34 protein-coding genes and 1 riboswitch are annotated in these 23,017 nt (G+C 69.2%); of the genes, 33 read left to right on the plus strand and 1 reads right to left on the minus strand.

Going from position 1 to position 23,017, the window contains the following annotated elements; genetic code table 11:
- The first annotated feature begins 1 nt into the window (after position 1).
- The 33 genes from rplP to thiC all read left to right on the plus strand — a co-directional run bounded on the left by rplP (position 2) and on the right by thiC (position 22,106).
- Positions 2-427, plus strand: a complete 426-nt coding sequence (gene rplP, locus ABD287_RS08305; protein ID WP_344170720.1) for a 50S ribosomal protein L16 — start codon at positions 2-4, stop codon at positions 425-427.
- Positions 427-660 (plus strand): 50S ribosomal protein L29, encoded by a 234-nt coding sequence (gene rpmC, locus ABD287_RS08310; protein ID WP_344170723.1) that lies wholly within the window; start codon positions 427-429, stop codon positions 658-660. Before rplP ends, rpmC begins: the two co-directional genes overlap by 1 nt.
- Positions 660-932 carry a 30S ribosomal protein S17 gene (gene rpsQ / locus ABD287_RS08315; protein ID WP_344170726.1) on the plus strand — a complete coding sequence of 91 codons (273 nt, stop codon included), beginning with the start codon at positions 660-662 and terminating at the stop codon, positions 930-932. The genes rpmC and rpsQ overlap by 1 nt, the downstream gene beginning before the upstream one ends.
- Before the next feature lie 160 nt (positions 933-1,092).
- Positions 1,093-1,461: a 50S ribosomal protein L14 gene (rplN, locus tag ABD287_RS08320; RefSeq protein WP_344170729.1), complete on the plus strand. Its 369-nt coding sequence runs from the start codon at positions 1,093-1,095 to the stop codon at positions 1,459-1,461.
- A gap of 3 nt (positions 1,462-1,464) precedes the next feature.
- Positions 1,465-1,776 carry a 50S ribosomal protein L24 gene (rplX, locus tag ABD287_RS08325; RefSeq protein ID WP_344170732.1) on the plus strand — a complete coding sequence of 104 codons (312 nt, stop codon included), beginning with the start codon at positions 1,465-1,467 and terminating at the stop codon, positions 1,774-1,776.
- On the plus strand, positions 1,776-2,345 hold the full coding sequence (rplE, locus tag ABD287_RS08330; protein WP_344170735.1) for a 50S ribosomal protein L5: 570 nt from the start codon (positions 1,776-1,778) through the stop codon (positions 2,343-2,345). Before rplX ends, rplE begins: the two co-directional genes overlap by 1 nt.
- Position 2,346: 1 nt before the next feature.
- The gene (locus ABD287_RS08335) at positions 2,347-2,532 is read left to right on the plus strand and encodes a type Z 30S ribosomal protein S14 (protein WP_090787931.1); all 186 of its coding nucleotides are present in this window, start codon (positions 2,347-2,349) and stop codon (positions 2,530-2,532) included.
- A 102-nt stretch (positions 2,533-2,634) separates the two neighbouring features.
- Positions 2,635-3,042 carry a 30S ribosomal protein S8 gene (rpsH, locus tag ABD287_RS08340; RefSeq protein ID WP_344170742.1) on the plus strand — a complete coding sequence of 136 codons (408 nt, stop codon included), beginning with the start codon at positions 2,635-2,637 and terminating at the stop codon, positions 3,040-3,042.
- Positions 3,043-3,051: 9 nt separating this feature from the next.
- Positions 3,052-3,594 (plus strand): 50S ribosomal protein L6, encoded by a 543-nt coding sequence (gene rplF / locus ABD287_RS08345; RefSeq protein WP_344170745.1) that lies wholly within the window; start codon positions 3,052-3,054, stop codon positions 3,592-3,594.
- Positions 3,591-3,986, plus strand: coding sequence for a 50S ribosomal protein L18 (gene rplR / locus ABD287_RS08350; RefSeq protein ID WP_425565529.1), 396 nt, complete (start codon positions 3,591-3,593; stop codon positions 3,984-3,986). The genes rplF and rplR overlap by 4 nt, the downstream gene beginning before the upstream one ends.
- 34 nt (positions 3,987-4,020) lie before the next feature.
- Positions 4,021-4,635: a 30S ribosomal protein S5 gene (gene rpsE / locus ABD287_RS08355; protein ID WP_344170748.1), complete on the plus strand. Its 615-nt coding sequence runs from the start codon at positions 4,021-4,023 to the stop codon at positions 4,633-4,635.
- The gene (rpmD, locus tag ABD287_RS08360) at positions 4,635-4,817 is read left to right on the plus strand and encodes a 50S ribosomal protein L30 (RefSeq protein WP_344171017.1); all 183 of its coding nucleotides are present in this window, start codon (positions 4,635-4,637) and stop codon (positions 4,815-4,817) included. The genes rpsE and rpmD overlap by 1 nt, the downstream gene beginning before the upstream one ends.
- Positions 4,817-5,260 carry a 50S ribosomal protein L15 gene (rplO, locus tag ABD287_RS08365; RefSeq protein WP_344170751.1) on the plus strand — a complete coding sequence of 148 codons (444 nt, stop codon included), beginning with the start codon at positions 4,817-4,819 and terminating at the stop codon, positions 5,258-5,260. Before rpmD ends, rplO begins: the two co-directional genes overlap by 1 nt.
- A gap of 303 nt (positions 5,261-5,563) precedes the next feature.
- Complete coding sequence (gene secY, locus ABD287_RS08370) at positions 5,564-6,910, plus strand: preprotein translocase subunit SecY (RefSeq protein WP_344170753.1); 1,347 nt, start codon at positions 5,564-5,566, stop codon at positions 6,908-6,910.
- Between the two features lie 40 nt (positions 6,911-6,950).
- Complete coding sequence (locus tag ABD287_RS08375) at positions 6,951-7,604, plus strand: adenylate kinase (protein ID WP_344170756.1); 654 nt, start codon at positions 6,951-6,953, stop codon at positions 7,602-7,604.
- A 60-nt stretch (positions 7,605-7,664) separates the two neighbouring features.
- Positions 7,665-8,498, plus strand: coding sequence for a type I methionyl aminopeptidase (gene map / locus ABD287_RS08380; protein WP_344170759.1), 834 nt, complete (start codon positions 7,665-7,667; stop codon positions 8,496-8,498).
- 257 nt (positions 8,499-8,755) lie between these two features.
- Entirely contained in the window at positions 8,756-8,977 is a 222-nt protein-coding gene (infA, locus tag ABD287_RS08385) for a translation initiation factor IF-1 (protein WP_007073013.1), read from the plus strand.
- A 68-nt stretch (positions 8,978-9,045) separates the two neighbouring features.
- Positions 9,046-9,159, plus strand: coding sequence for a 50S ribosomal protein L36 (gene rpmJ, locus ABD287_RS08390; protein ID WP_197006680.1), 114 nt, complete (start codon positions 9,046-9,048; stop codon positions 9,157-9,159).
- Between the two features lie 217 nt (positions 9,160-9,376).
- Positions 9,377-9,757 carry a 30S ribosomal protein S13 gene (rpsM, locus tag ABD287_RS08395; protein ID WP_344170764.1) on the plus strand — a complete coding sequence of 127 codons (381 nt, stop codon included), beginning with the start codon at positions 9,377-9,379 and terminating at the stop codon, positions 9,755-9,757.
- A gap of 24 nt (positions 9,758-9,781) precedes the next feature.
- Complete coding sequence (rpsK, locus tag ABD287_RS08400; RefSeq protein WP_344170767.1) at positions 9,782-10,189, plus strand: 30S ribosomal protein S11; 408 nt, start codon at positions 9,782-9,784, stop codon at positions 10,187-10,189.
- Positions 10,190-10,202: 13 nt separating this feature from the next.
- Positions 10,203-10,829 (plus strand): 30S ribosomal protein S4, encoded by a 627-nt coding sequence (rpsD, locus tag ABD287_RS08405; protein WP_344170770.1) that lies wholly within the window; start codon positions 10,203-10,205, stop codon positions 10,827-10,829.
- 94 nt (positions 10,830-10,923) lie between these two features.
- The gene (locus ABD287_RS08410; protein WP_344170773.1) at positions 10,924-11,946 is read left to right on the plus strand and encodes a DNA-directed RNA polymerase subunit alpha; all 1,023 of its coding nucleotides are present in this window, start codon (positions 10,924-10,926) and stop codon (positions 11,944-11,946) included.
- A 71-nt stretch (positions 11,947-12,017) separates the two neighbouring features.
- Entirely contained in the window at positions 12,018-12,545 is a 528-nt protein-coding gene (gene rplQ / locus ABD287_RS08415) for a 50S ribosomal protein L17 (protein WP_344170776.1), read from the plus strand.
- 327 nt (positions 12,546-12,872) lie between these two features.
- Complete coding sequence (gene truA, locus ABD287_RS08420; RefSeq protein ID WP_344171020.1) at positions 12,873-13,679, plus strand: tRNA pseudouridine(38-40) synthase TruA; 807 nt, start codon at positions 12,873-12,875, stop codon at positions 13,677-13,679.
- Positions 13,676-14,287 carry a class I SAM-dependent methyltransferase gene (locus ABD287_RS08425; RefSeq protein WP_344170779.1) on the plus strand — a complete coding sequence of 204 codons (612 nt, stop codon included), beginning with the start codon at positions 13,676-13,678 and terminating at the stop codon, positions 14,285-14,287. Before truA ends, ABD287_RS08425 begins: the two co-directional genes overlap by 4 nt.
- A 94-nt stretch (positions 14,288-14,381) precedes the next feature.
- Positions 14,382-16,055 carry an ABC-F family ATP-binding cassette domain-containing protein gene (locus ABD287_RS08430; protein ID WP_344170782.1) on the plus strand — a complete coding sequence of 558 codons (1,674 nt, stop codon included), beginning with the start codon at positions 14,382-14,384 and terminating at the stop codon, positions 16,053-16,055.
- Between the two features lie 54 nt (positions 16,056-16,109).
- A riboswitch (TPP riboswitch) is annotated at positions 16,110-16,219 on the plus strand.
- Positions 16,214-16,882, plus strand: coding sequence for a thiamine phosphate synthase (thiE, locus tag ABD287_RS08435; RefSeq protein WP_344170785.1), 669 nt, complete (start codon positions 16,214-16,216; stop codon positions 16,880-16,882). Its footprint overlaps the riboswitch before it by 6 nt.
- The gene (gene thiO / locus ABD287_RS08440; protein WP_344170788.1) at positions 16,879-17,967 is read left to right on the plus strand and encodes a glycine oxidase ThiO; all 1,089 of its coding nucleotides are present in this window, start codon (positions 16,879-16,881) and stop codon (positions 17,965-17,967) included. Before thiE ends, thiO begins: the two co-directional genes overlap by 4 nt.
- The gene (gene thiS / locus ABD287_RS08445) at positions 17,960-18,163 is read left to right on the plus strand and encodes a sulfur carrier protein ThiS (RefSeq protein ID WP_344170791.1); all 204 of its coding nucleotides are present in this window, start codon (positions 17,960-17,962) and stop codon (positions 18,161-18,163) included. The genes thiO and thiS overlap by 8 nt, the downstream gene beginning before the upstream one ends.
- Positions 18,164-18,176: 13 nt before the next feature.
- Positions 18,177-18,941: a thiazole synthase gene (locus tag ABD287_RS08450; protein WP_344171023.1), complete on the plus strand. Its 765-nt coding sequence runs from the start codon at positions 18,177-18,179 to the stop codon at positions 18,939-18,941.
- The gene (locus ABD287_RS08455) at positions 18,938-19,639 is read left to right on the plus strand and encodes a thiamine phosphate synthase (RefSeq protein WP_344170793.1); all 702 of its coding nucleotides are present in this window, start codon (positions 18,938-18,940) and stop codon (positions 19,637-19,639) included. Before ABD287_RS08450 ends, ABD287_RS08455 begins: the two co-directional genes overlap by 4 nt.
- A 74-nt stretch (positions 19,640-19,713) precedes the next feature.
- Positions 19,714-20,499, plus strand: coding sequence for a bifunctional hydroxymethylpyrimidine kinase/phosphomethylpyrimidine kinase (thiD, locus tag ABD287_RS08460; protein ID WP_344171026.1), 786 nt, complete (start codon positions 19,714-19,716; stop codon positions 20,497-20,499).
- Positions 20,499-22,106, plus strand: a complete 1,608-nt coding sequence (gene thiC / locus ABD287_RS08465) for a phosphomethylpyrimidine synthase ThiC (RefSeq protein WP_344170795.1) — start codon at positions 20,499-20,501, stop codon at positions 22,104-22,106. Before thiD ends, thiC begins: the two co-directional genes overlap by 1 nt.
- A 142-nt stretch (positions 22,107-22,248) precedes the next feature.
- On the opposite strand, the gene ABD287_RS08470 is transcribed toward thiC, so the two are convergent.
- Positions 22,249-22,665: a CBS domain-containing protein gene (locus ABD287_RS08470; protein WP_344170797.1), complete on the minus strand. Its 417-nt coding sequence runs from the start codon at positions 22,663-22,665 to the stop codon at positions 22,249-22,251.
- Between the last annotated feature and the right edge of the window lie 352 nt (positions 22,666-23,017).

The following is a 23,017-nucleotide window of genomic DNA, read 5'->3' on the forward strand; positions in this document are numbered from 1 at the left end:
CATGCTGATGCCGCGTAAGCCCCCGAAGGGCTTCCGCAAGCCGCACCACCCGGACCGCCATGGCGCGTCCAAGGGCGGCAACCGGGTGGTGTTCGGTGAGTTCGGAATCCAGGCTCTTGAGCCCGCGTACGTGACCAACCGTCAGATCGAGTCCGCTCGTATCGCGATGACGCGTCACATCAAGCGTGGCGGTAAGGTCTGGATCACGATCTTCCCGGACCAGGCGCTGACGAAGAAGCCGGCCGAAACCCGCATGGGTTCCGGTAAGGGTTCTCCGGAGTGGTGGGTCGCGAACGTGAAGCCGGGACGGGTGCTCTTCGAGATGTCCTTCCCGAACGAGGCTATCGCGCGAGAGGCGATGCGTCGCGCGATCCACAAGCTCCCGATGAAGTGCCGCATCGTGACACGCGAAGTGGGTGACAACTGATGGCAGCGGGCGTTAAGGCCGAGGAGCTGCGTGAACTCTCCGAGGAGGAGCTGGTCACGAAGCTGCGGGAGGCCAAGGCGGAGCTGTTCAACCTCCGCGTGCAGGCTGCGACCGGGCAGCTCGACAACAACCGTCGGCTGCAGGTCATCCGTCGGGATATCGCCCGGATCTACACGATCATGCGCGAGCGCGAGCTGGGGCTCTCGGCCGCGCCGACTGAGGTGACTGCGTAATGACTGAGGCAACGACTGAGGTGCGGTCCCGTCGCAAGACGCGCGAGGGGCTCGTGATCAGCGACAAGATGGACAAGACCATCGTGGTCGAGGTTGAGGACAGGGTGAAGCACGCGCTGTACGGCAAGGTTCTGCGCCGTACCCGCAAGCTCAAGGTCCACGACGAGCAGAACGCGTGTGGCATCGGCGACCGCGTGATGATCATGGAGACCCGTCCGCTGTCCGCGACCAAGCGGTGGCGGCTGCTGGAGATCCTCGAGAAGGCCAAGTAGGCGAACGGCCCCGGCGGGCTCACGGGCCCGCCGGAGCCGTCGTCTCACGTCGATGGCAGCCCGCGCCTGGCGCGGATGACGCAGTGCAATTCGCGCGCAAGCGCGGAGGGTTCTTCCAAGCTCCGGCACGCCGGAGGACTGGCAGACATAGGAGAGAGACGTGATTCAGCAGGAGTCGCGACTGCGGGTCGCTGACAACACGGGCGCCAGGGAAATCCTGTGCATCCGGGTTCTCGGTGGCTCCGGTCGGCGCTACGCGGGCATCGGTGACGTCATCGTGGCCTCCGTCAAGGAGGCGATCCCCGGCGCGGGTGTGAAGAAGGGCGACGTCATCAAGGCGGTCGTCGTCCGGACCGCGAAGGAGAAGCGGCGTCCGGACGGCTCGTACGTCCGGTTCGACGAGAACGCCGCCGTAATCATCAAGGACGGTGGGGACCCGCGCGGCACGCGCATCTTCGGCCCCGTCGGGCGTGAGCTGCGGGACAAGCGGTTCATGAAGATCATCTCGCTTGCGCCGGAGGTGTTGTAAGCCGTGAAGATCAAGAAGGGCGACACGGTGATCGTCATCACCGGTCGGGACAAGGGCCAGAAGGGCAAGGTGCTCGCCGCCTACCCTCGTCTGGGCAAGATCCTGGTCGAGGGTGTGAACCGGGTCAAGAAGCACGAACGCATCAGCACGACGCAGCGCGGCGCCCAGAACGGTGGCATCGTCACGCAGGAGGCGCCGATCCAGGTCTCCAACGTGGCGTACCTGGAGGACGGCAAGCCGACGCGGGTCGGCTACCGCTTTGGCGAGGACGGCCGCAAGGTTCGCATCTCGCGTCGTACCGGTAAGGACCTGTGATGACGGCAGCCACCGAAACGAAGACCATGCCGCGCCTCAAGGAGCGGTACCGGGCCGAGCTCAAGGCCCAGCTCACCGAGAAGTTCAGCTACGCCAACCCGATGCAGGTCCCCGGTCTTGTGAAGATCGTGGTCAACATGGGCGTCGGCGAGGCTGCGAAGGACTCGAAGCTCATCGAGGGCGCTCTGCGTGATCTGACCACGATCACCGGTCAGAAGCCGCAGGTCCGTCGGGCGACCAAGTCCATCGCGCAGTTCAAGCTGCGCGAGGGCATGCCGATCGGCGCGAAGGTCACCCTCCGCGGTGACCGGATGTGGGAGTTCCTCGACCGCCTGCTCTCGATCGCTCTGCCGCGTATCCGGGACTTCCGCGGTCTCGACGCACGCAAACTGGACGGGAACGGCAACTACACGTTCGGTCTGACCGAGCAGTCGGTGTTCCACGAGATCGACCAGGACCGGATCGATCGCACCCGGGGCATGGACATCACGGTGGTCACCACCGCCAAGACCGACGACGAGGGCCGGGCGCTGTTGAAGCTCCTGGGCTTCCCGTTCAAGGAGAACTGAGATGGCCAAGAAGGCGCTGATCATCAAGGCCGCCGCGAAGCCGAAGTTCGCCGTGCGTGCGTACACCCGTTGCCAGCGGTGCGGGCGTCCGAAGGCGGTGTACCGCAAGTTCGGTCTCTGCCGTGTCTGCATCCGGGAGATGGCCCACCGCGGTGAGCTCCCCGGCGTCTCGAAGGCTTCCTGGTAGTTTCCGCACGCCGGCCGACGCCGGACGTGGAATTGGCTATTGCTCTTCGCCGAAGGCCCGCACCCCGGTGTGGGAACCGCGGCGAGAAAGGCTGACAAACCCATGACGATGACCGACCCGATCGCAGACATGCTCACGCGTCTGCGCAACGCCAACCAGGCGTACCACGACCGGGTGGTGATGCCCTACTCGAAGATCAAGGCCAATGTGGCCGAGGTCCTCAAAGGTGAGGGATACATCGCCGCCTGGTCCGTCGAGGAGCCCGAGGAGGGCGCCGTCGGCAAGCGCCTCGTGGTCGAACTCAAGTTCGGCCAGAACCGCGAGCGTTCGCTGGCCGGCATCCGCCGCGTGTCGAAGCCGGGCCTGCGGGTGTACGCCAAGTCCCCTGAGCTGCCGCGTGTTCTCGGTGGCCTGGGTGTGGCGATCATCTCGACGTCCCAGGGACTGCTCACCGACCGGCAGGCCCGCAAGCGAGGGGTGGGCGGGGAAGTCCTCGCCTACGTCTGGTGAGGAATAGCAATGTCGCGAATCGGACGTAAAGCCATCTCGGTGCCTGCGGGCGTCGACATCAACATCAGCGGCCCGACCGTCAAGGTCAAGGGCCCCAAGGGCGAGCTGCAGCACACGCTTGCCGAGCCGATCACCATCGAGCGGGCCGACGACGGCACGCTCCAGGTGGTTCGGCCGGACGACGAGCGCCGCTCCCGCGCGCTGCACGGCCTCAGCCGCACCCTGGTCGCGAACATGATCGAGGGCGTGACCGACGGCTACAAGAAGACGCTGGAGATCAACGGCACGGGTTACCGGGTCACGGCCAAAGGCAGCGAGCTCGAGTTCGCGCTCGGCTTCTCGCACCCGGTCGTCGTCACCCCGCCGGCTGGCATCACCTTCATGGTGGAGAAGCCGACGCTGTTCCACGTCGCCGGCATCGACAAGCAGCTCGTCGGCGAGGTCGCCGCGAACATCCGGAAGATCCGTCCGCCGGAGCCCTACAAGGGCAAGGGCGTCAAGTACCAGGGCGAGATCATCCGCCGTAAGGCCGGAAAGGCAGGTAAGAAGTGAGCGCCACGCTGCTCAAGCGCCGCAGCGGCGGCGGGGTGTCTGCCAAGCGGGCCATCGGTCGCGCCCGGCGTCACTTCCGCATCCGCAAGCGCGTCACCGGCTCTGCCGCGTGCCCGCGTCTGGTGGTCACGCGCTCGCTGCGCCAGATCACGGCCCAGATCGTGGACGACGTCAAGGGTCACACCCTCGCGTCGGCCTCGTCGCTCGACGCCTCCCTGCGGGGCGCCGAGGGCAGCAAGAGCGACCTCGCCAAGAAGGTGGGCGCCCTGGTTGCGGAGCGGGCCAAGTCCGCTGGGATCGATCGGGTCGTCTTCGACCGTGGCGGCAACCGGTACGCCGGTCGCATCGCCGCGCTTGCGGACGCCGCCCGCGAAGCCGGGCTCCAGTTCTAAGTAACCCCGTCACGAGAAGGAAGGAAGGCTGCTGATGCCAGGTCAACAGCGCCGTGGCGGCGGGTCCGGTGGCAGTGAAGGTGGTCGCCGCGACAACCGCCGTGAGGGCGGCCGCGGCAACGCGCCCGTCGAGAAGACCCCGCACATCGAGCGGGTCGTCGCGATCAACCGCGTCGCGAAGGTCGTCAAGGGCGGTCGTCGGTTCAGCTTCACCGCACTGGTGATCGTCGGTGACGGTGACGGCACCGTCGGCGTCGGTTACGGCAAGGCCAAGGAGGTGCCCGCGGCGATTGCCAAGGGTGTCGAGGAGGCCAAGAAGCACTTCTTCAAGGTTCCGCGGATCGCTGCGACGATCCCGCACCCGATCCTGGGCGAGGACGCCGCCGGCGTCGTTCTGCTCAAGCCGGCGTCGGCCGGTACCGGGGTTATCGCCGGAGGTCCGGTGCGTGCGGTGTTGGAGTGCGCCGGTATCCACGATGTGCTCTCCAAGAGCCTGGGGTCCTCGAACCCGATCAACATCGTGCACGCCACGGTGGCGGCTTTGAAGGGTCTGGAGTCCCCGGAGGCGGTCGCGGCTCGCCGCGGCCTGCCCGTCGAGGACGTCGCGCCGGCCGCCATGCTGCGGGCGCGGGCTGGGGCGGGTGCGTGATGCCACGACTGAAGGTCACGCAGCTCCGGTCTGAGATCGGGGCCAAGCACAACCAGCGCGAGAGCCTGCGTTCGCTCGGCCTCAAGCGGATCAATGACGTGGTGGTCAAGGAGGACCGTCCCGAGATTCGGGGCATGATCTTCAAGGTCAACCACCTCGTGAAGGTCGAGGAGGTCGAGTAATGACGATCAAGGTTCACCACCTCCGTCCAGCGCCTGGCGCCAAGACCGCGAAGACCCGCGTGGGTCGCGGTGAGGGCTCGAAGGGCAAGACCGCCGGCCGGGGCACCAAGGGAACCAAGGCCCGTAAAAACGTCTCCGCGGCGTTCGAGGGTGGGCAGATGCCGATCCACATGCGTCTGCCGAAGCTCAAGGGCTTTAAGAACCACTTCAAGGTGACGTTCCAGGTCGTGAACCTGGAGCGTCTGGCTGAGCTCTTTCCCGAGGGCGGTCAGGTCGGCCCGCTGGAGCTTGCCGAGGTCGGGGCCGTGCGCCCGGGCCGTCCGGTCAAGGTCCTCGGCGCCGGGGACCTGGGCGGTGTGTCGCTTCAGGTGAGCGCGCACGCGTTCAGCGCCTCCGCCAAGGAGAAGATCAGCGCAGCCGGTGGCTCCGCCACCGAGCTGTAAGGAGCCAGAGCACAGCGGCGAAGGTGCGCGCTGACCACGCGAAAGCGGAGGTCAGTCCGTATCTTCGCCGCAACGCTAGGTGGTCCGTCAATTCGGGCGCCAAGCGCTACGTGGTCGTTGGCGCACCATCTCGCCCGAGGTGGTGCGCCCCGGGCACGTCCCGGGCTGTTAGAGTCCGGTGCCAGTTAGCTTTCCTGAGATAGACGATTCACGTGCCTGATCGGTGACTGGCTCATCCGGATCGGTTCGTGATCGGCCACCCCACACGCCGCGCCCGCGGCCGCTCTGCGCAGGAGGAAGAACTTGCTCTCCGCCTTTCTCAGTGCGTTTCGCACGCCTGACCTGCGCAGGAAGTTGCTGTTCACGGTAGGCATCATCGCCCTCTACCGACTGGGCGCCGCGCTGCCCAGTCCGGGTGTCTCCTTCGCCGCGATCGAGCGGTGCAAGGTGGCCATGGAGGGCGCCGACGCCAGTGGCGTCTTCACGCTTCTCAACCTGTTCTCCGGCGGCGCCCTGCTCCAGCTCTCCGTGCTGGCCCTGGGCATCATGCCGTACATCACGGCCTCGATCATCCTGCAGCTGCTCACCGTTGTCGTGCCGCGGTTCGAACAGCTCCGCAAGGAGGGTCAGGCCGGCCAGGCCAAGATCACCCAGTACACCCGGTACCTGACCCTGGGTCTTGCCGTGCTGCAGTCGGCGTCGTTCATCGCGCTGGCCAACAGCGGCACCATGTTCGGTGGCTCCTGCCCGCAGGACGACCGCAACTTCGCCGTCATTCCCGACATGTCTGGTGAGGGCATGCCCTACTGGGTCACGCTTCTCGGGGTCGTCATCGCGATGACGGCCGGGACCGGCCTGGTCATGTGGTTCGGCGAGATGGTGACCGACCGTGGCGTCGGCAACGGCATGTCGGTGCTGATCTTCACGTCGATCGCCGCGCAGCTCCCCACCGAAGGCGCCCGAATCTACGAGAAGGGCCTGGATAAGTTCAGCCTGGTCATGCTCATGGTGTTGCTCGTCATTGGCCTCGTGGTCTTCATCGAGCAGGCACAGCGTCGGATCCCGGTGCAGTACGCCAAGCGGATGGTCGGCCGGCGGATGTACGGCGGCACCTCGACCTACATCCCGCTCAAGGTGAACCAGGCCGGTGTCATCCCGGTCATCTTCGCCTCGTCGCTGCTCTACCTGCCGCAGCTGTTCCTGAGCTTCTTCGACCGGAACAACCTGACCGGCTGGCAGCGGTGGATCGACGACCACCTCGTGCAGCCGACGGCGATCGAGCACATCATCGTGTACTTCCTGATGATCATCTTCTTCACGTACTTCTACGTCTCGATCACGTTCAACCCGACCGAGGTCGCGGACAACATGAAGAAGTACGGCGGGTTCATCCCCGGTATCCGGCCCGGCCGGCCCACCGCGGACTACCTCGGTTTCATCCTGAGTCGGATCACGCTCCCGGGCGCCCTGTACCTGGGCATGATCTCGGTGCTGCCCAACTTCATGTTCATCTGGCTGGACAAGCAGCAGTTCATGAACTTCCCCTTCGGCGGCACCGCGGTGCTCATCATGGTGGGCGTGGGTCTTGAGACGGTGAAGCAGATCGAGAGCCAGCTTATGCAGCGCAACTACGAAGGGTTCCTGCGCTAGTGCGGGCGGGAAGCGGTCCGGCCGCGGGTGCGTCGCGGTGATGCGGTTGGTGCTGGTGGGCCCCCCGGGAGCGGGCAAGGGCACGCAGGCCGAGTTCATCGCCGCCCACCTGGCCGTTCCGAAGATCTCGACCGGCGACATCTTCCGGGCCAACGTCGCCCAGGGGACGCCGCTCGGGATCCAGGCCAAGCAGTTCATGGACGCGGGCCAGCTCGTCCCGGATGAGGTCACGATCAACATGGTCCGTGACCGTCTGGCCGAGCCGGACGCCGGCGACGGCTTCCTCCTGGACGGCTTCCCTCGTACGACCCCGCAGGCCCAGGCGCTGGACAAGCTGCTGGCTGACCTCGGCACCGGCCTGGACCTGGTCCTGGAGCTGGTCGTCGATGACGACGAAGTGATCCGGCGGCTCTCGGGCCGTCGGACCTGCCGTGGCTGCGGCAAGATCTGGCACGTCGAGTTCGACGCGCCGAACCGCGAGGGCGTCTGCGACCGCTGTGGCGGGGAGCTCTTCCAGCGGGACGATGACAAGGCCGAGACGATCGCCGAACGGCTGCGCGTCTACGCCCGCGACACCGCCCCCCTGGTCGACTACTACGGCGCCCAGGGAAAGCTGGTGGGCATCGACGCCACCGGCCCGGTGGAGGACGTGACCAACCGCGCGATAGACGCGCTGCGTTCCTACGGCGGCTGACACCCCCGCGGGACCGCAAATTCCCGGAATGACAGCTCAACGGTGACGGTGGCTTCAACCATGCGACGGCAACAGCTGGATATCCAGATCAAGACCCCTGAGCAGATCGCGCTGATGCGCGCGGCCGGCCTGGTGGTGGCCGAGGCCCTGGAGCGGATGCGTCAGGCGGTAGCTCCCGGGGTCACGACGGCTGATCTCGACGCTCTCGCCGAGGAGGTCATCCGCTCCGCGGGAGCCGTTCCATCATTCAAGGGCTACCACGGTTTTCCCGGCTCGATCTGCTCCTCTGTCAACGAGGAGATCGTCCACGCCATCCCATCGGCCGACCGGGTGCTGCGCAACGGCGACGTCATCTCCATCGACTGCGGCGCGGTGCTGGAAGGCTGGCACGGCGACGCGGCGATCACGGTCGGGGTCGGCGATATCGCGCCGGCGATCCAGCGGATGGCGACGGCTGCCGAGGACGCGATGTGGGCCGGTATCGCTGCCGCCGGCCGAGGCGCCGCCACCGGCAGGGGGCGGCTGACGGACATCTCGGCGGCGGTGGAGCGCAGTGTTCGCAAGGCCGGCAGGTATGGCATCGTCGAGGGCTACGGCGGCCACGGCATCGGCACTGAAATGCACCAGGATCCTCACGTGCTCAACTACGGCCGGCCCGGGCGCGGGCCGGAGCTGGTCCCAGGGATGGCCCTGGCTATCGAACCCATGATCACGCTGGGTTCCCCCCGCACCGTCGAGCTGGAGGATGGCTGGACGGTCGTCACCCGCGACGGCTCGATGGCGGCGCACGTTGAGCACACCATGGCGCTCCTTCCGGACGGCGTCTGGGTGCTCACCGCACCGGACGGGGGCCGGGCCCGCCTCGGCGATCTGGTGACTCCCCGCCAGCTTTGACCTCTCCTTCACCCCGGTTTGCCGGGGTGTGTCGTCGAGGCGTACGATAACCCCTCGGCGCACAGCGTCCCCTCCGTCGTGTCTGCACCGCGCTTCGCGGACGCGCGGCCGACCGCCTCGTTTGAGGCGGCTGGCCCTCCGGAATGTGATCAACCTTGATCGCGCTCTGGTGCGGAGCCGCGGCTGGACACCGGTGGCGACACCGGTGGAGGGCGATGTGGCCAGTTCCTAGAACCCGACGTCAGGTAGCGGAGGACATGCCAAAAAAGGACGGGGCCATCGAGATCGAGGGCCGGGTCATCGAGCCACTCCCGAACGCAATGTTCCGGGTCGAGCTCGCCAACGGACACAAGGTCCTGGCCCACATCAGCGGCAAGATGCGGCAGCACTACATCCGTATCCTGCCGGAGGACCGGGTCGTCGTGGAGCTCTCCCCGTACGATCTGACTCGCGGGCGCATCGTCTACCGCTACAAGTAGTCGGGTAACACGCAGCCTGTTGTCGTGAGTTGGTCGCGACAGCGAGCATGGACTGGAAAAGGCGAACCGTGAAGGTCAAGCCGAGCGTCAAGAAGATCTGCAACAAGTGCCGCGTTATTCGCCGGCACGGCCGGGTCATGGTGATTTGCGACGACCCGCGCCACAAGCAGCGCCAGGGCTGACAGCCCTGGCGTTGCCGGCAGATCCACCCCATGAAGAAGCTCATCCAGTGGAGCGCGTCGATCGTGCTCCACTCACCCCCGGTCGGAGGCCGGGGCCCTGATCGGGCAACGACCGTCGTCACGTCGCGCTTTCGGGCGGCGGCAATCGGCGACAGTCGGAACAGGGACGGCATGGGCACAGACCTCCGCGTAACCGATTTGAGGAGTACGCCCACACATGGCACGTCTAGTCGGCGTTGATCTCCCCCGCGACAAGCGGTTGGAGATCGCGCTCACGTACATCTTCGGGGTCGGACGCACTCGTGCGCTTGAGACTCTCGCCGCGACCGGCATTGACCCCAACAAGCGGGCCAAGGACCTGACCGACGAAGAGGTCGTCCAGATCCGCGATCACATCGAGGCCCACTTCAAGGTCGAAGGTGACCTGCGCCGCGAGGTTGCCGCCGACATCCGCCGCAAAGTCGAGATCGGTTGCTACGAGGGCATCCGGCACCGCCGGGGTCTGCCCGTTCGTGGGCAGCGGACCCGGACGAACGCCCGGACCCGTAAGGGCCCGAAGCGGACCGTCGCTGGCAAGAAGAAGCCCGGCAAGAAGTAACCGGATCAAGGAGCGCATCGAGCTATGCCAGGAAAGGCTCGCGCCGGGGCCGCTGCAAAGAAGGTCAGGCGCAAGGAACGCAAGAACGTCGCCCACGGGCAGGCGCACATCAAGAGCACCTTCAACAACACCATCGTCTCCATCACGGACCCGACGGGCGCTGTCATCTCGTGGGCATCCGCTGGCCAGGTGGGCTTCAAGGGCTCCCGCAAGTCGACTCCGTTCGCTGCCCAGCTCGCGGCCGAGGCCGCCGGCCGTCGGGCGATGGAGCACGGCATGCGCAAGGTCGACGTGTTCGTCAAGGGCCCGGGCTCGGGTCGGGAGACCGCGATCCGGTCCCTGACCGCCGTCGGCCTCGAGGTCGGACAGATCTCCGACGTCACGCCGCAGCCGCACAACGGTTGCCGTCCGCCCAAGCGGCGCCGGGTCTGAGAGGTAGAGGAAGATGGCTCGTTACACGGGTGCAGACTGCCGCCGCTGTCGGCGTGAGAAGCAGAAGCTGTTCCTCAAGGGCAGCAAGTGCGAAGGGCCCAAGTGCCCCTTCGAGTCGCGTCCCTTCCCGCCCGGCCAGCACGGCCGCGGTCGGACGAAGGAGAGCGAGTACCTGCTACAGCTCCGCGAGAAGCAGAAGGCCCGCCGTGTCTACGGCGTGCTGGAGAAGCAGTTCCGCGGTTACTACGAAGAGGCTGTGCGCAAGCAGGGCAAGACCGGCGAGGTGCTGCTCCAGATCCTGGAGTCGCGGCTCGACAACGTTGTCTACCGGGCCGGGCTCGCCGCGTCCCGCGACATGGCGCGTCAGCTGGTCAAGCACGGTCACATCCTGGTGAACGGTCGCAAGGCCGACATCCCGTCGTTCCGCGTCACGGAGCACGACATCATCGAGGTCCGGGCGAAGTCCCGCGAGATGACCCCGTTCGTCGTGGCTCAGGCGCAGGCCGGCTCGCGGCCGGTGCCGGCCTGGCTGGAGACCATCCCCAGCCAGTTCAAGGTGCTGGTCCACACGCTCCCGCAGCGCGGTGTCATCGACACCCAGGTGCAGGAGCAGCTGATCGTCGAGCTCTACTCGAAGTAACCGGTCACGGCCGGCTCCGGGCGACCGGGGCCGGCCGTCCTGGTCCACTGTTCGGGCGTCAAATAGCGGACGTCCCTGACGAAAAGAGACCACCATGCTTATCAGCCAGCGGCCGAGTCTGTCGGAAGAGTCGCTCAGCGAGACCCGTTCCCGGTTCACCATCGAGCCGTTGGAGCCGGGTTTCGGCTACACGCTCGGCAACTCGCTGCGCCGGACGCTGCTCAGCTCGATCCCGGGCGCCTCGGTGACCAGCATCAAGATCGACGGCGTGCTGCACGAGTTCACCACCATCCCCGGCGTCAAGGAGGATGTGGTCGAGCTCGTCATGAACATCAAGGAGCTGTCGGTCAGCTCTGAGCACGACGAGCCGGTCAGCATGTACCTGCGTAAACAGGGGCCTGGGGACGTCACCGCTGGCGACATCCAGCCGCCGGCCGGCGTGTCCGTGCACAATGTGGACCTCAAGTTGGCGACGCTGAACGGCAAGGGCCGGCTCGACATGGAGCTGACCGTGGAGCGGGGTCGTGGCTACGTCACAGCGGCGCAGAACAAGAACGCCGGCGCCGAGATCGGCCGCATCCCGGTCGACTCCATCTACTCGCCGGTGATGAAGGTGACCTACCGCGTCGAGGCCACCCGCGTCGAGCAGCGCACCGACTTCGACCGTCTCATCATCGACGTCGAGACCAAGGCGTCCATCTCGCCCCGCACCGCGCTGGCCTCGGCCGGTTCGACCCTGGTCGAGCTGTTCGGCCTGTGCCGGGAGCTGGACGAGACCGCCGAGGGCATCGACATCGGGCCGTCGCCGCAGGACGCCCAGCTGGCCGCTGACCTCGCGCTGCCGATTGAGGAGCTGGACCTGACCGTCCGGTCGTACAACTGCCTCAAGCGTGAGGGCATCAACGCGGTGGGCGAGCTCATCGGACGCACCGAGGCCGATCTTCTGGATATAAGGAATTTTGGTCAGAAGTCGATCGACGAGGTCAAGATGAAGCTCGCCGGTATGGGTCTGGGTCTCAAGGACTCCGCTCCCACCTTCGACCCGGCGAACGTCGTGGACTCCTTCGGCGAGGTTGACTACGACACCGACGACTACCGCGAGACCGAGCAGCTGTAAGCCCCGGCGGGAGTGGCGGCTGGCACGGCCGTCCGGTCACCCCGATGCCGCCACCTGAGACAGGAGTACCAATGCCCACGCCCACCAAGGGTCCCCGCCTCGGCGGCAGCCCCGCCCACGAGCGGCTGATGCTGGCGAACCTCGCCACCGCGCTGTTCAAGCACGGGCGGATCACCACCACCGAGACGAAGGCCAAGCGTCTGCGTCCGCTGGCTGAGCAGCTCATCACCAAGGCCAAGCGCGGCGACCTGCACGCGCGGCGTCGGGTGTTCACCGTCGTCCGTGACAAGGATGTGGTGTTCTCGCTGTTCGACGAGATCGCGCCGCGGTTCGCCACCCGCCCCGGTGGTTACACCCGGATCGTGAAGACCGGTCCGCGTAAGGGTGACAACGCCCCGATGGCCGTCATCGAGCTGGTCGAGGAGCTCGTTGAGGCCGCTCCGAAGCCGGCGAAGAAAGCTGCCGCGAAGCCCGCGAAGAAGGCCGCCGCCAAGCCGGCCGAGGAGCCGACGGCGACGGAGGAGCCCGCCGCTGAGGAGGAAGCCCCCGCCGTTGACGCGCAGGTCCCCGCGGCCGCCGAGGGCGACGACAAGAAGTAGCGCTGTCGCCGTCACCGCGGTGAAGCACGACTGATCCGGACACCGAGGCGCCCTTCGAGGAAGGGCGCCTCGGTGCCGTTCGGGCCGGCGCTGGGTCGTCCTCACTCAACCTGGCCGCCCTCGCAGCCAACGACACCGTCGGGAGTGGCCCGGTGGCAGGACGTGGAGCCGACCAGAGGACCCGCATACGCGGGCAGGTGGCCGTGAAGCGTCAACCCGGCACGACACCAGTCGCTCAGACCAGGACCGTCCCACCGCAAGGCAGGACTACCAACCGTGTGCTCCCTAGAGCGCGCTGAAAGGTAACGGAGAGCTGTGCGCGTTCGAATGGATGTGGCCTACGACGGCGCCGACTTCTCCGGCTGGGCCGTGCAGCCGGACCGGCGGACCGTCGCCGGCGTCCTCGGCGATGCGTTACGGACCCTCTACGGCGTTGACCTGGAGCCCGGCCTCACGGTGGCCGGTCGGACCGACGCGGGCGTCCACGCCACCGGCCAGGTCTGCCACCTCGACCTGCCGCACTCCGAGCTGCCCGACCGCATGTCGCGACGCCTCAACGGCGTCCTTCCCGGTGACCTGCGGGTCACCGCCGTCAGCGCCGCACCGGCGGACTTCGACGCGCGGTTCGCGGCCACCTTCCGCCGCTACGAGTACCGGGTGACCGACGCCCCGTTCGGCGCGATGCCGCTGCGGCGGCGTGACACGCTGGCCTGGCCCCGGCCGTTGGAGCTGGACCGCCTCAACGCGGGGGCGGCGCTGCTGGTCGGCGAGCACGACTATGCGGCGTTCTGCCGGCACAAGGAGAACGCCACCACCATCCGCGAGATCACCCGGCTCGACTGGCGGCGCGATTCCGACGGAATCCTGGTAGCGACGGTGCAGGCTGACGCCTTCTGCCAGGCGATGGTCCGCAGCCTCGTGGGCGCGATGCTCTTCGCCGGGGACGGCCGGCGTGACCCACGCTGGGTCGGCGAGCTGCTGTCGATGCGTTCCCGTTCCAGCGAGGTGACGGTCGCGCCGGCGCACGGGCTGGCGCTCGTCGCGGTGGGTTACCCGGATCCGGCCGACTTCGCCGGCCAGGCCACGAAGACCCGCCGGTTGCGGGTCCTGTCCCCGACGGAGCCGCAGCTGTGACCGGTGAGCACTACTTCAGCGAGACCCCCTCGTCCGGCGGGACGCGTCGGCCCGTCGAGTTCGCGGTCGGCGGTCGGGACTACCGGTTGTCGGTGGCGGGCGGGGTGTTCTCGGCCGGGCGGCTCGACCAGGGCACCGGCGTGCTGCTGCGCAAGGCGCCGTTGCCGGGGCCTGACGAACCCGGCCCGCTACTCGACCTCGGTTGCGGTTACGGCCCGATCGCGTGCGTCCTCGCTGATCGGGCGGCCACGGCGACCGTGTACGCGGTGGACGTCAACTCGCGGGCCCGTGAGCTGACCGCCGCGAACGCCTCGACGCTGGGCGTGGCCGACCGTCTGCGGGTGTGCGCCCCCGACGACGTGCCCGACGATGTCGCCTTCCGCCAGATCTGGAGCAACCCGCCGATCAGGATCGGCAAGGACGGGCTGCACGAGCTGTTACTGCGCTGGCTGCCCAGGCTGACCCCGGATGGCGTGGCGTGGCTGGTCGTCGCCCGGCACCTGGGCGCGGACTCGTTGCAGGAATGGTTGGCTGGCCGGGGATTCGTAGCGGAGCGGCAGGCCAGCCAGAAGGGCTTCCGGGTGCTGCGCGTCACCGCCGCTGACTAGCCTCCGGCGTACGGGCCTGTCCCGGAAAACCGTCTGACAGGGACGGGGCGATGGGCGACGATCCAGTGTCAGGCAGCGCGATGGAGGGCCGGTCATGGGGTACGTGGACGTCAGTGGGGTGGCCCACACGTTGCCGGATGGTCGACAGCTGTTCGCCAATGTCTCGTTCCGGGTCGCCGATGGCGCGAAGATCGCTCTGGTGGGTCCGAACGGCGCCGGCAAGACGACGTTGCTGCGGATGGTCGCCGGTGACCTGCCGGTGGTGACCGGCGGCATCGCCCGGGCGGGCGGCCTGGGCGTCATGCGGCAGTTCATCGGAATGATCGGCGACGAGACGACCCTGGCTGATCTGGCGCTGTCGTTGGCGCCGCCGCCGGTGCGGGCCGCCGGCGTCAGGCTTGTCGCGGCCGAGGCCGCGTTGCCTGCGGCGGAGGCTGCCGGCCGGCACTCCAGCGCGGCTCAGAAGGCACAGCTCGCCTACGCTGACGCGCTCGGCGCCTGGGGGGAGAGCGGCGGCTACGACGCCGAGGTCGTCTTCGACATGGTGGCCACCACGGTGTTGAACCTGCCCTGGGAGCAGTGCCGGACCCGTCCGGTCCGGACTCTTTCGGGCGGTCAACAGAAGCGGTTCGCCCTGGACCTGCTCCTGCGCGGTCCGGACGAGGTGCTGTTGCTCGATGAGCCGGACAACTTCCTGGACGTCCCGGGTAAGCGCTGGCTGGAGCGGCGGCTGGGCGAGTCCACGAAGTCGGTGCTCTACGTCTCGCACGACCGGGAGTTGCTGGCCCAGACCGCCGACCGGGTGGTGGCGGTCGAGGGCGGCAGCGCCTGGGTCCATCCGGGCGGCTTCGCGTCCTGGCACGAGGCCCGGTCGGCCCGGCACGACAAGCTTGAGGAACGGCGCCGTCGCTGGGACGAGGAGCGGGCGAAGCTGCGTGAGCTGATGTTCATGTACAAGCAGAAGGCCGCCTACAACGACGGTCTGGCGTCCCGCTACCAGGCGGCGCAGACCCGGTTGCGCAAGTTCGAGGAGGCCGGGCCGCCGCCGTTGCCGCCGAAGGAGCAGGACATCCGGATGCGGCTGTCCGGCGGGCGCACCGGCAAGCGTGCGGTGATCGCCGAGCGGTTGGAGCTGGAGGGGTTGACCTTCCCGTTCGATCTGGAGATCTGGTACGGGGACCGGGTGGCGGTGCTCGGCGCGAACGGCACCGGCAAGTCGCACTTCCTGCGGTTGTTGGCGCGCGGCGGCACCGACCCGGACCCGGGGACGATTCCGCTGGACGGTCTGGCGTTGGCGCAGGTGGCCCACGAAGGGGTGGTCCGCCTGGGCGCCCGGGTGGTGCCGGGGCACTTCTCGCAGACCCACGACCGTCCGGAGCTGGTGGACCGCCCCCTGGTGGACATCCTGTGGCGCGGCGATGACCACCGCTCCGGGATGGACCGGCAGGCGGCCATGGGCAAGCTGAGCCGGTACGACCTCGCCGCCCAGGGGGACCAACGCTTCGGCACCCTTTCCGGCGGGCAGCAGGCCCGGTTCCTGGTGCTGCTGCTGGAGCTGTCCGGCGCCACGCTGCTGCTGCTCGACGAGCCGACCGACAACCTCGACCTGGCCAGCGCGCAGGCGTTGGAGGACGGCCTGGCCGCGTTCGACGGGACGGTGATCGCGGTCACCCACGATCGTTGGTTCACCCGGTCCTTCGACCGGTTCATCCTTTTCGGCGGCGACAACGAGGTCCGTGAGGTCCCCGAGCCGGTCTGGGACGTGTAGGCCGCCGCGCCGCCGCCCTGGTGACCTTCGATGGCTGGCGGTAGGCTCCGGCGCAGACACATCCGCGGGAGCCCGGTGCACCGGGCTGAGAGGGGGGCTGTCAGCCTCCGACCGCCGAACCTGATCCGGGTAATGCCGGCGCAGGGAGGAGCCATGCCATGCCGCCGGTCGGTCGTCTGCACCTCATCACCGACACGAGACCGGGTCGGGACCCGCTCGCGGTTCTACGTGCCGCGTTGACGGTTCCAGCGTTGGCGCCGCTGGGCCCGTTGATGGTGCAGGTCCGGGTCGAGGACGACTGGACGGACCGTCAGGCGTACGAGTTGGCGCAGGCGGCCGTGCAGTTGTGCGCCGCGTCCGGGGCGGTCTGCCTGGTCAACGACCGGGTGGATGTGGCGCTCGCCGTTGGGGCGGCCGGCGTCCACCTGGGCGCCGACGATCTGCCGGTCGAGGTGGCCCGGCGGTTGCTCGGCCCGGGCGCGGTGATCGGCGCGACCGCCAGAGGACCGGATGGCGCGCTCGCCGCGTTGGAGGCCGGCGCCAGCTACCTGGGCGTCGGCCCGGCCTACCCGACCACCACAAAGGACGGCCTCCCGGACAGCATCGGTCCGTCCGGCGTGGCGGCGGTGGCCGCCGCGACCAGACTGCCGGTGGTCGCGATCGGCGGGGTCACCGCGGACCGGGCGCCCGGGCTGCTCGCCGCCGGCGCGTACGGGGTCGCGGTCGTCGGCGCGGTCAGCGCCGCCGCCGACCCGGCGCAGGCGTTGGCGCGGCTGGTCTCGTGCCTGTCCTCGGCCTTCGACGGCAGCGGGGCGGGCGCCCGGTGAGCCGCGTCGCGGTGGTCGGCGGCGGCCCGGTCGGACTCGCTTCAGCGTGGCGGTGCGCCCAGCGCGGTCACACGGTGACCGTGTACGACCCGGGCCGGGCCGGGCCGACTGGCGCCTGGTCGGTCGCCGCCGGCATGCTGGCGCCCGTGGCCGAGGCATACTTCGGCGAGCGGGAGCTGACAGCGCTGCTGCTGCACGCCGGGGCCGGCTGGCCGGCGTTCGCCGCTGAGCTGGGCGCGGTCGCCGACATCGGTTACCGGGCCGAGGGGACGCTGGTGGCCGCGCTGACCGCCGACGACCTGGCCGAGGCGCACCGTCTCATCCGTTACCAGGCCGAGCTGGGTTTGCCAATCGAGGCGTTGCGTGGCCCGGCGGTCCGGGAGCTGGCGCCGCTGCTGGCGTCGCGGGTGCGCGGCGGGGCGTTCGCCGCCGCCGACCATTGCGTCGACCCGCGTCGGCTGGTCGCCGCTCTCCGGCAGGTGGCGGAGTCGGCCGGCGTGGTGTCGGTCGACGCGCTGGTAGTGGATCTGTACACGATCGACGCTGACGTCGTCGTCGTGGCGGCCGGATGCGGGTCCGCGGCGCTGACCGGTCTGCCGGTGCGCCCGGTGAAGGGCCAGGTGCTGCGGCTACGCGCCCCGGACGGCCAGCCGCCAGGCTTCCGGCACATGATCAGGGGCTTTGTGGACGGACGCCGGGTGTACCTGGCGCCGAGGTCCGACGGCGAGGTCGTCGTGGGGGCGACCGCCGAGGAGCGCGGTGACGCTGTCCCCACCGCCGGGGGCGCCTTCGAGCTGCTGCGCGCGGCTATCGACCTGCTGCCCGAGCTGAGCGAGTACGCCCTGGTCGAAGTGGGTGTGGGGCACCGGCCCGGCACCCCGGACAACGGACCGATCCTGGGCTGGCTGCCGTCGTCGGGGCCCCGGGTCCTAGCGGCGACCGGCCACTACCGGCACGGGATCCTGCTCGCCCCCGCCACCGCCGACGCGGTCGCCACCATGATCGATGACGGACCGCCGGCCGCCGCCTGGGCGCCGTACCGGCCCGGACGGTTCACCCAGCGGAAGGAGGACGCCCATGCCTGATGTGCTGGTCAACGGGAACGCCAGAAGGGTGCCGGATGAGACGACGGTAGCGCAGCTGGTGCTGTTGGTCGCCGGGCTCAGCCGGGGAATCGCCGTCGCCGTCAACGGCGAGGTGTTGACCAGATCCGCCTGGCCGGCGACGGTGCTGTCGGCTGGCGACGAGGTCGAGGTGCTCACGGCGGCACAAGGTGGTTGAGCTAACAGACCGGCTGGTCATCGCGGGGGAGGCCCTGTCGTCGCGGCTCATCCTGGGCACCGGCGGCGCGTCCAGCCTGGCGGCGCTGGAAGCGGCGATCACCGCGTCAGCGACCGCGATGGTCACCGTGGCGCTACGTCGGGTCGACGCCGCCGCCGGTCAGCCCGGCGGGCTCATCGACCTCATCGACCGCTGCGGCGTGCGGGTGCTGCCGAACACCGCCGGCTGCTACACCGCGGCCGAGGCGGTCAAGGTCGCCCATCTGGCCCGCGAGGCGTTCGCGACGAACTGGGTCAAGCTGGAGGTCATCGGTGACGACCGGACCCTGTTGCCGGACGCGGTGGAGCTGGTCCGGGCCGCCGAGCAGCTCGTCGACGACGGTTTCGTCGTCCTCCCGTACACCACCGACGACCCGGTGCTGGCCCGCCGCCTGGCCGATCTGGGCTGCGCCGCCGTCATGCCTGCCGGCGCCCCGATCGGCTCCGGGCTGGGCATCACCAACCCGCACCACATCCGGCTGATCCGGCAGGTCGTCGACGTGCCGGTGATCCTCGACGCCGGGATCGGCACCGCCAGCGACGCCGCGCTCGCCATGGAGTTGGGCTGTGACGCGGTCCTGCTCGCCACCGCCGTCACCCGGGCCCAGGACCCGACCGCGATGGCGCACGCGATGCGGCACGCGGTGACCGCCGGGCGCCTGGCCGCGGGGGCGGGGCGGATTCCGCGGCGTTTCCACGCATTGGCGTCCACTCCGGACGAAGGGCGGCCGGACCTGTGAGCCTCTGGGTGCTGACTGACCGTCGCCAGGCGGTCCGTCCGCTGGTCGAGGTCGTCTGCGCGGCGGTCGCGGCCGGCGCGGGGACGGTGCTGCTGCGTGAGCGGGATCTGCCGCGGGGCGAGCGAGTCAAGCTCGTCGAGCGCCTGCGCGCGGTGATTCCGCCCGGCCAGGCGCGGCTGGTGGTCGCCGGCGCGGACCCGCTGGGCGGCGACGCGGTTCACCTGTCGGCCGCGGAGACGGCGCCGGTGGGGCTGTCACTGGTCGGGCGGTCCTGTCACGACGCCGTCGACCTTGCCGCGTTGGCCTCCGACTGGCCGGGTCCGCCGGCGGTCGATTACGCGTTCGTGTCGCCGGTGTACGCCACCGAATCCAAGCCCGGCTACGGCCCGCCCGTGGGCGTGGCCGGGCTGGCGGCGTTGGTCCGGATCGCGCCCGTGCCGGTGGTGGCGCTCGGTGGGATCAGCGCGCCGGCGCAGGTCACCGAGTGTCTGTCCGCTGGCGCGGTCGCCGTCGCGGTGATGGGGGCGATCATGCGTGCGGACGACCCGGGGGCCGTGGTGGCGGAAATGCTCACGGCCGCGCGCGCTGTCGTCCCGGACGGCCGGCTCGGCGATGTCGCGGAGCTGACCGGCGCCCGCGCCCGCCTAGCGGGCTCCGGTCTCGCGGCGGCGCTCGCCGGACCGGCGGTAGGCCGGTGACCGACCCCGCCGACCCGCCGCCGGACCAGGCGCGGCCCGACCGCGCCGGAGGCCGTGGCGGGGACGGCACACCGCTGGTCGCGTTGACGATCGCCGGCTCAGATTCCTGCGGCGGGGCCGGCGTCCAGGCCGATCTGCGCACCTTCGCCGCCCACGGCCTGCACGGGGCCAGCGTCATCACCGCGGTCACGGCGCAGAACACGGTCGGGGTGCGGCTGGTGCGGGCGATGACGGCCGATGTGGTCACCGCGCAGCTCGACGCGGTGCTCGCCGACCTGCCCGTCGCCGTCGTCAAGATCGGAATGCTGGCGAGCGGGGAGATCGGCCGGGTGTTGGCGCACCGGGCGGCGGCCGGGGTGCTGCCGCCGTTCGTCCTCGACCCGGTGCTGGTGTCGTCGTCGGGGGCCCGGCTGGGCAGCGCGGAGTCGGTGACCCGGTTGCTGCCGTACGCGCGGGTCCTCACCCCGAACCGGGCCGAGGCGGGCGCCCTGCTCGGCCGTCCGGTGCGAACTTCGGCAGAGGCCTCCGCGGCGGCCCGCGAGCTGGCCGCGCTGGGCCCGGCCGCGGTGGTGGTCACCGGTGGCGACGCCGTCGGAGCGCCTGTGGACAACCTGTGGACAACCGGCGTGGGTGGCCGTGCGTTCGCAGGTCAGCGGGTTGCTACCCGGAACACCCACGGCACCGGTTGCACGTTCGCTTCGGCATTGGCCGCCCGGCTGGCGCTCGGTGACGACATCCCGACGGCTGTCGGGGCGGCCCGACTTTTCGTGGCCCGTGCGCTGGCCGGCGCGTGCGGGTGGCAGCTCGGCGCCGGTCACGGTCCACTCGATCAGCTCGGGTGGGGATCAGGGGAGGGTTAATGCGACGCAAGGCTTACGTTGAGGGCTCGCGGCCGGATATCCAGGTGCCGTTCGCGGAGGTGGATCTGAGCAACGACGACCCGGCGGTGCGGCTGTACGACACGTCGGGCCCGGGCGGCGACCCGGAGGTGGGGCTGCCGCAGCTCCGCGCCCACTGGATCGACGAGCGGGGCGACACCGAGTTCGCGCCGGCCCGGGGCACGGCCACGCAGGGTCAGACGGTCCGGCGCGCCAAGGGCGGCAAGCGGCCCACCCAGCTCTACTACGCCCGTCAGGGCGTGGTGACGCCGGAGATGGAGTTCGCGGCGATCCGGGAGGGGCTGGCGCCGGAGGTGGTCCGGGCGGAGATCGCCGCCGGTCGGGCGATCCTGCCGAACAACATCAACCACCCGGAGACCGAGCCGATGCTCATCGGCGAGAGGTTCCTTGTCAAGATCAACGCGAACATCGGGACGTCCGCCGTCTCGTCCTCGATCGCCGAGGAGGTCGAGAAGCTCACCTGGGCAACCAAGTGGGGCGCGGACACGGTGATGGACCTGTCCACGGGCAAGCACATCCACGCCACCCGTGAGTCGATCATGCGGAACAGCGCCGTGCCGATCGGGACCGTGCCGCTGTACCAGGCGCTGGAGAAGGTCGACGGCGACCCGGCCAAGCTGAGCTGGGAGGTCTACAAGGACACCATCATCGAGCAGGCGGAGCAGGGCGTCGACTATATGACGGTGCACGCCGGCGTGCTGTTGCGGTACGTGCCGCTGGCCGCTGACCGGGTCACCGGCATCGTCTCCCGCGGCGGTTCGATCATGGCGGCGTGGTGCCTGGCGTACCACAAGGAGAACTTCCTCTACACCCACTTCCGTGAGCTGTGCGAGATTTTCGCCGAGTACGACATCGCCTTCTCGCTCGGCGACGGCCTGCGCCCCGGCTCGATCGCCGACGCCAACGACGCCGCCCAGTTCGGCGAGCTGGAGACCCTGGGCGAGCTGACCCACATCGCGTGGGAGTACGACGTGCAGGTCATGGTCGAGGGCCCCGGCCACGTGCCCATGCACAAGATCAAGGAGAACATGGACCTTCAGCGGGAGAAGTGCTCCGGCGCCCCGTTCTACACGCTCGGCCCGCTGACCACCGACATCGCGCCCGCCTACGACCACATCACCTCGGCCATCGGCGCCGCGATGATCGGCTGGTACGGCACGGCGATGCTCTGTTACGTCACGCCCAAGGAGCACCTAGGCCTGCCGAACCGACAGGACGTCAAGGACGGCGTCATCGCCTACAAGATCGCCGCCCACGCCGCCGACCTGGCCAAGGGCCACCCGACGGCGCAGGACTGGGACAACGCGCTCTCCAAGGCCCGGTTCGAGTTCCGCTGGCAGGACCAGTTCAACCTGTCGCTGGACCCCGAGACGGCCCGCTCCTACCACGACGAGACCCTGCCCGCCGAGCCCGCGAAGACGGCGCACTTCTGCTCCATGTGCGGTCCGAAGTTCTGCTCCATGAAGATCAGCCAGGAGCTGAAGGAGTACGCCGCCAAGGGCATGGCCGCCAAGTCCGAAGAGTTCCTGGACGCCGGCGCCAAAGTCTACCTACCCGTAGTCAACTGACCCTCGTTCGTTGTTGACCATGACTTGTGCGCGTGAATCGACCTGGATTCGCGCGCACAAGTCATGATCAATGCAGCTCTGCCGGTCTGCTCGGTGCTCGGGCGGCGGGGCTGGCTGGGGTGGGCGGCGGGGTGCTGGTGGGTCAGTGGCTGGGCGGGGCGGCGGAGATGTCGGCCAGGGCCGAGGTCCGGTCCTGCTCCTGGGCCAGGTCGCCGATCGAGACCACGCCGACCGGCTTGGCGCCCTCGCACACGGCCAGTCGACGGACCGCGTGCTTACGCATCATGCTCACGGCATTGCTCACCGGCTCGTCGGCCGAGATGGTCTTCACCTGGCCGCTGGCAATCTCCTTGACGCTAGTGGCGCTCGGGTCGCGTCCGGCCGCCACCGCGCGGACCGCGATGTCACGGTCGGTGACGATTCCGCGCAGCTGGTTCCCCTCGACCACGAGGACATCGCCGATGTCGCTGTCGCGCATCCGTTGGGCGGCTTCGGCGAGGCTGGCTTCCGGGGTGAGGCAGATCGGATCAGTGGTCATCACGTCGCGTACGGTTGTCATGGTTCCTCCTGTCCGGTACCGGGTTTGTCGGGGTCTGCTTACCCCTGCCGTCGCCGCCTAACCCCTGCCGCGACGGCGCCAGCGTCCGCCCCCGGGACGCCGGCCCCACTTTGACCCCCGCCGGAAGCGCCGGGTATCGTTGCCCGCTGGTGTGCGGCCGTGCTGGCCGTACCCGTGCGGTAAGCTCCACGGTTGTGCGCGGCTGGGCTTTATGGGGTCCCGCCTGAGCTCAACGGTCGTGCGAAGCAGGCAAGTGGTAAGCAGGCAAACCTCGTGGCCGGCAGGCCCCGTCGGTGTTCGTCCTGCTCGCCTCCGGCGCGCTGACAGAGCTGACGCGCCGGACAGCGGAGCA

It is taken from the genome of Pilimelia columellifera subsp. columellifera, from assembly GCF_039532605.1.
Classification (GTDB): Bacteria; Actinomycetota; Actinomycetes; order Mycobacteriales; family Micromonosporaceae; genus Pilimelia; species Pilimelia columellifera.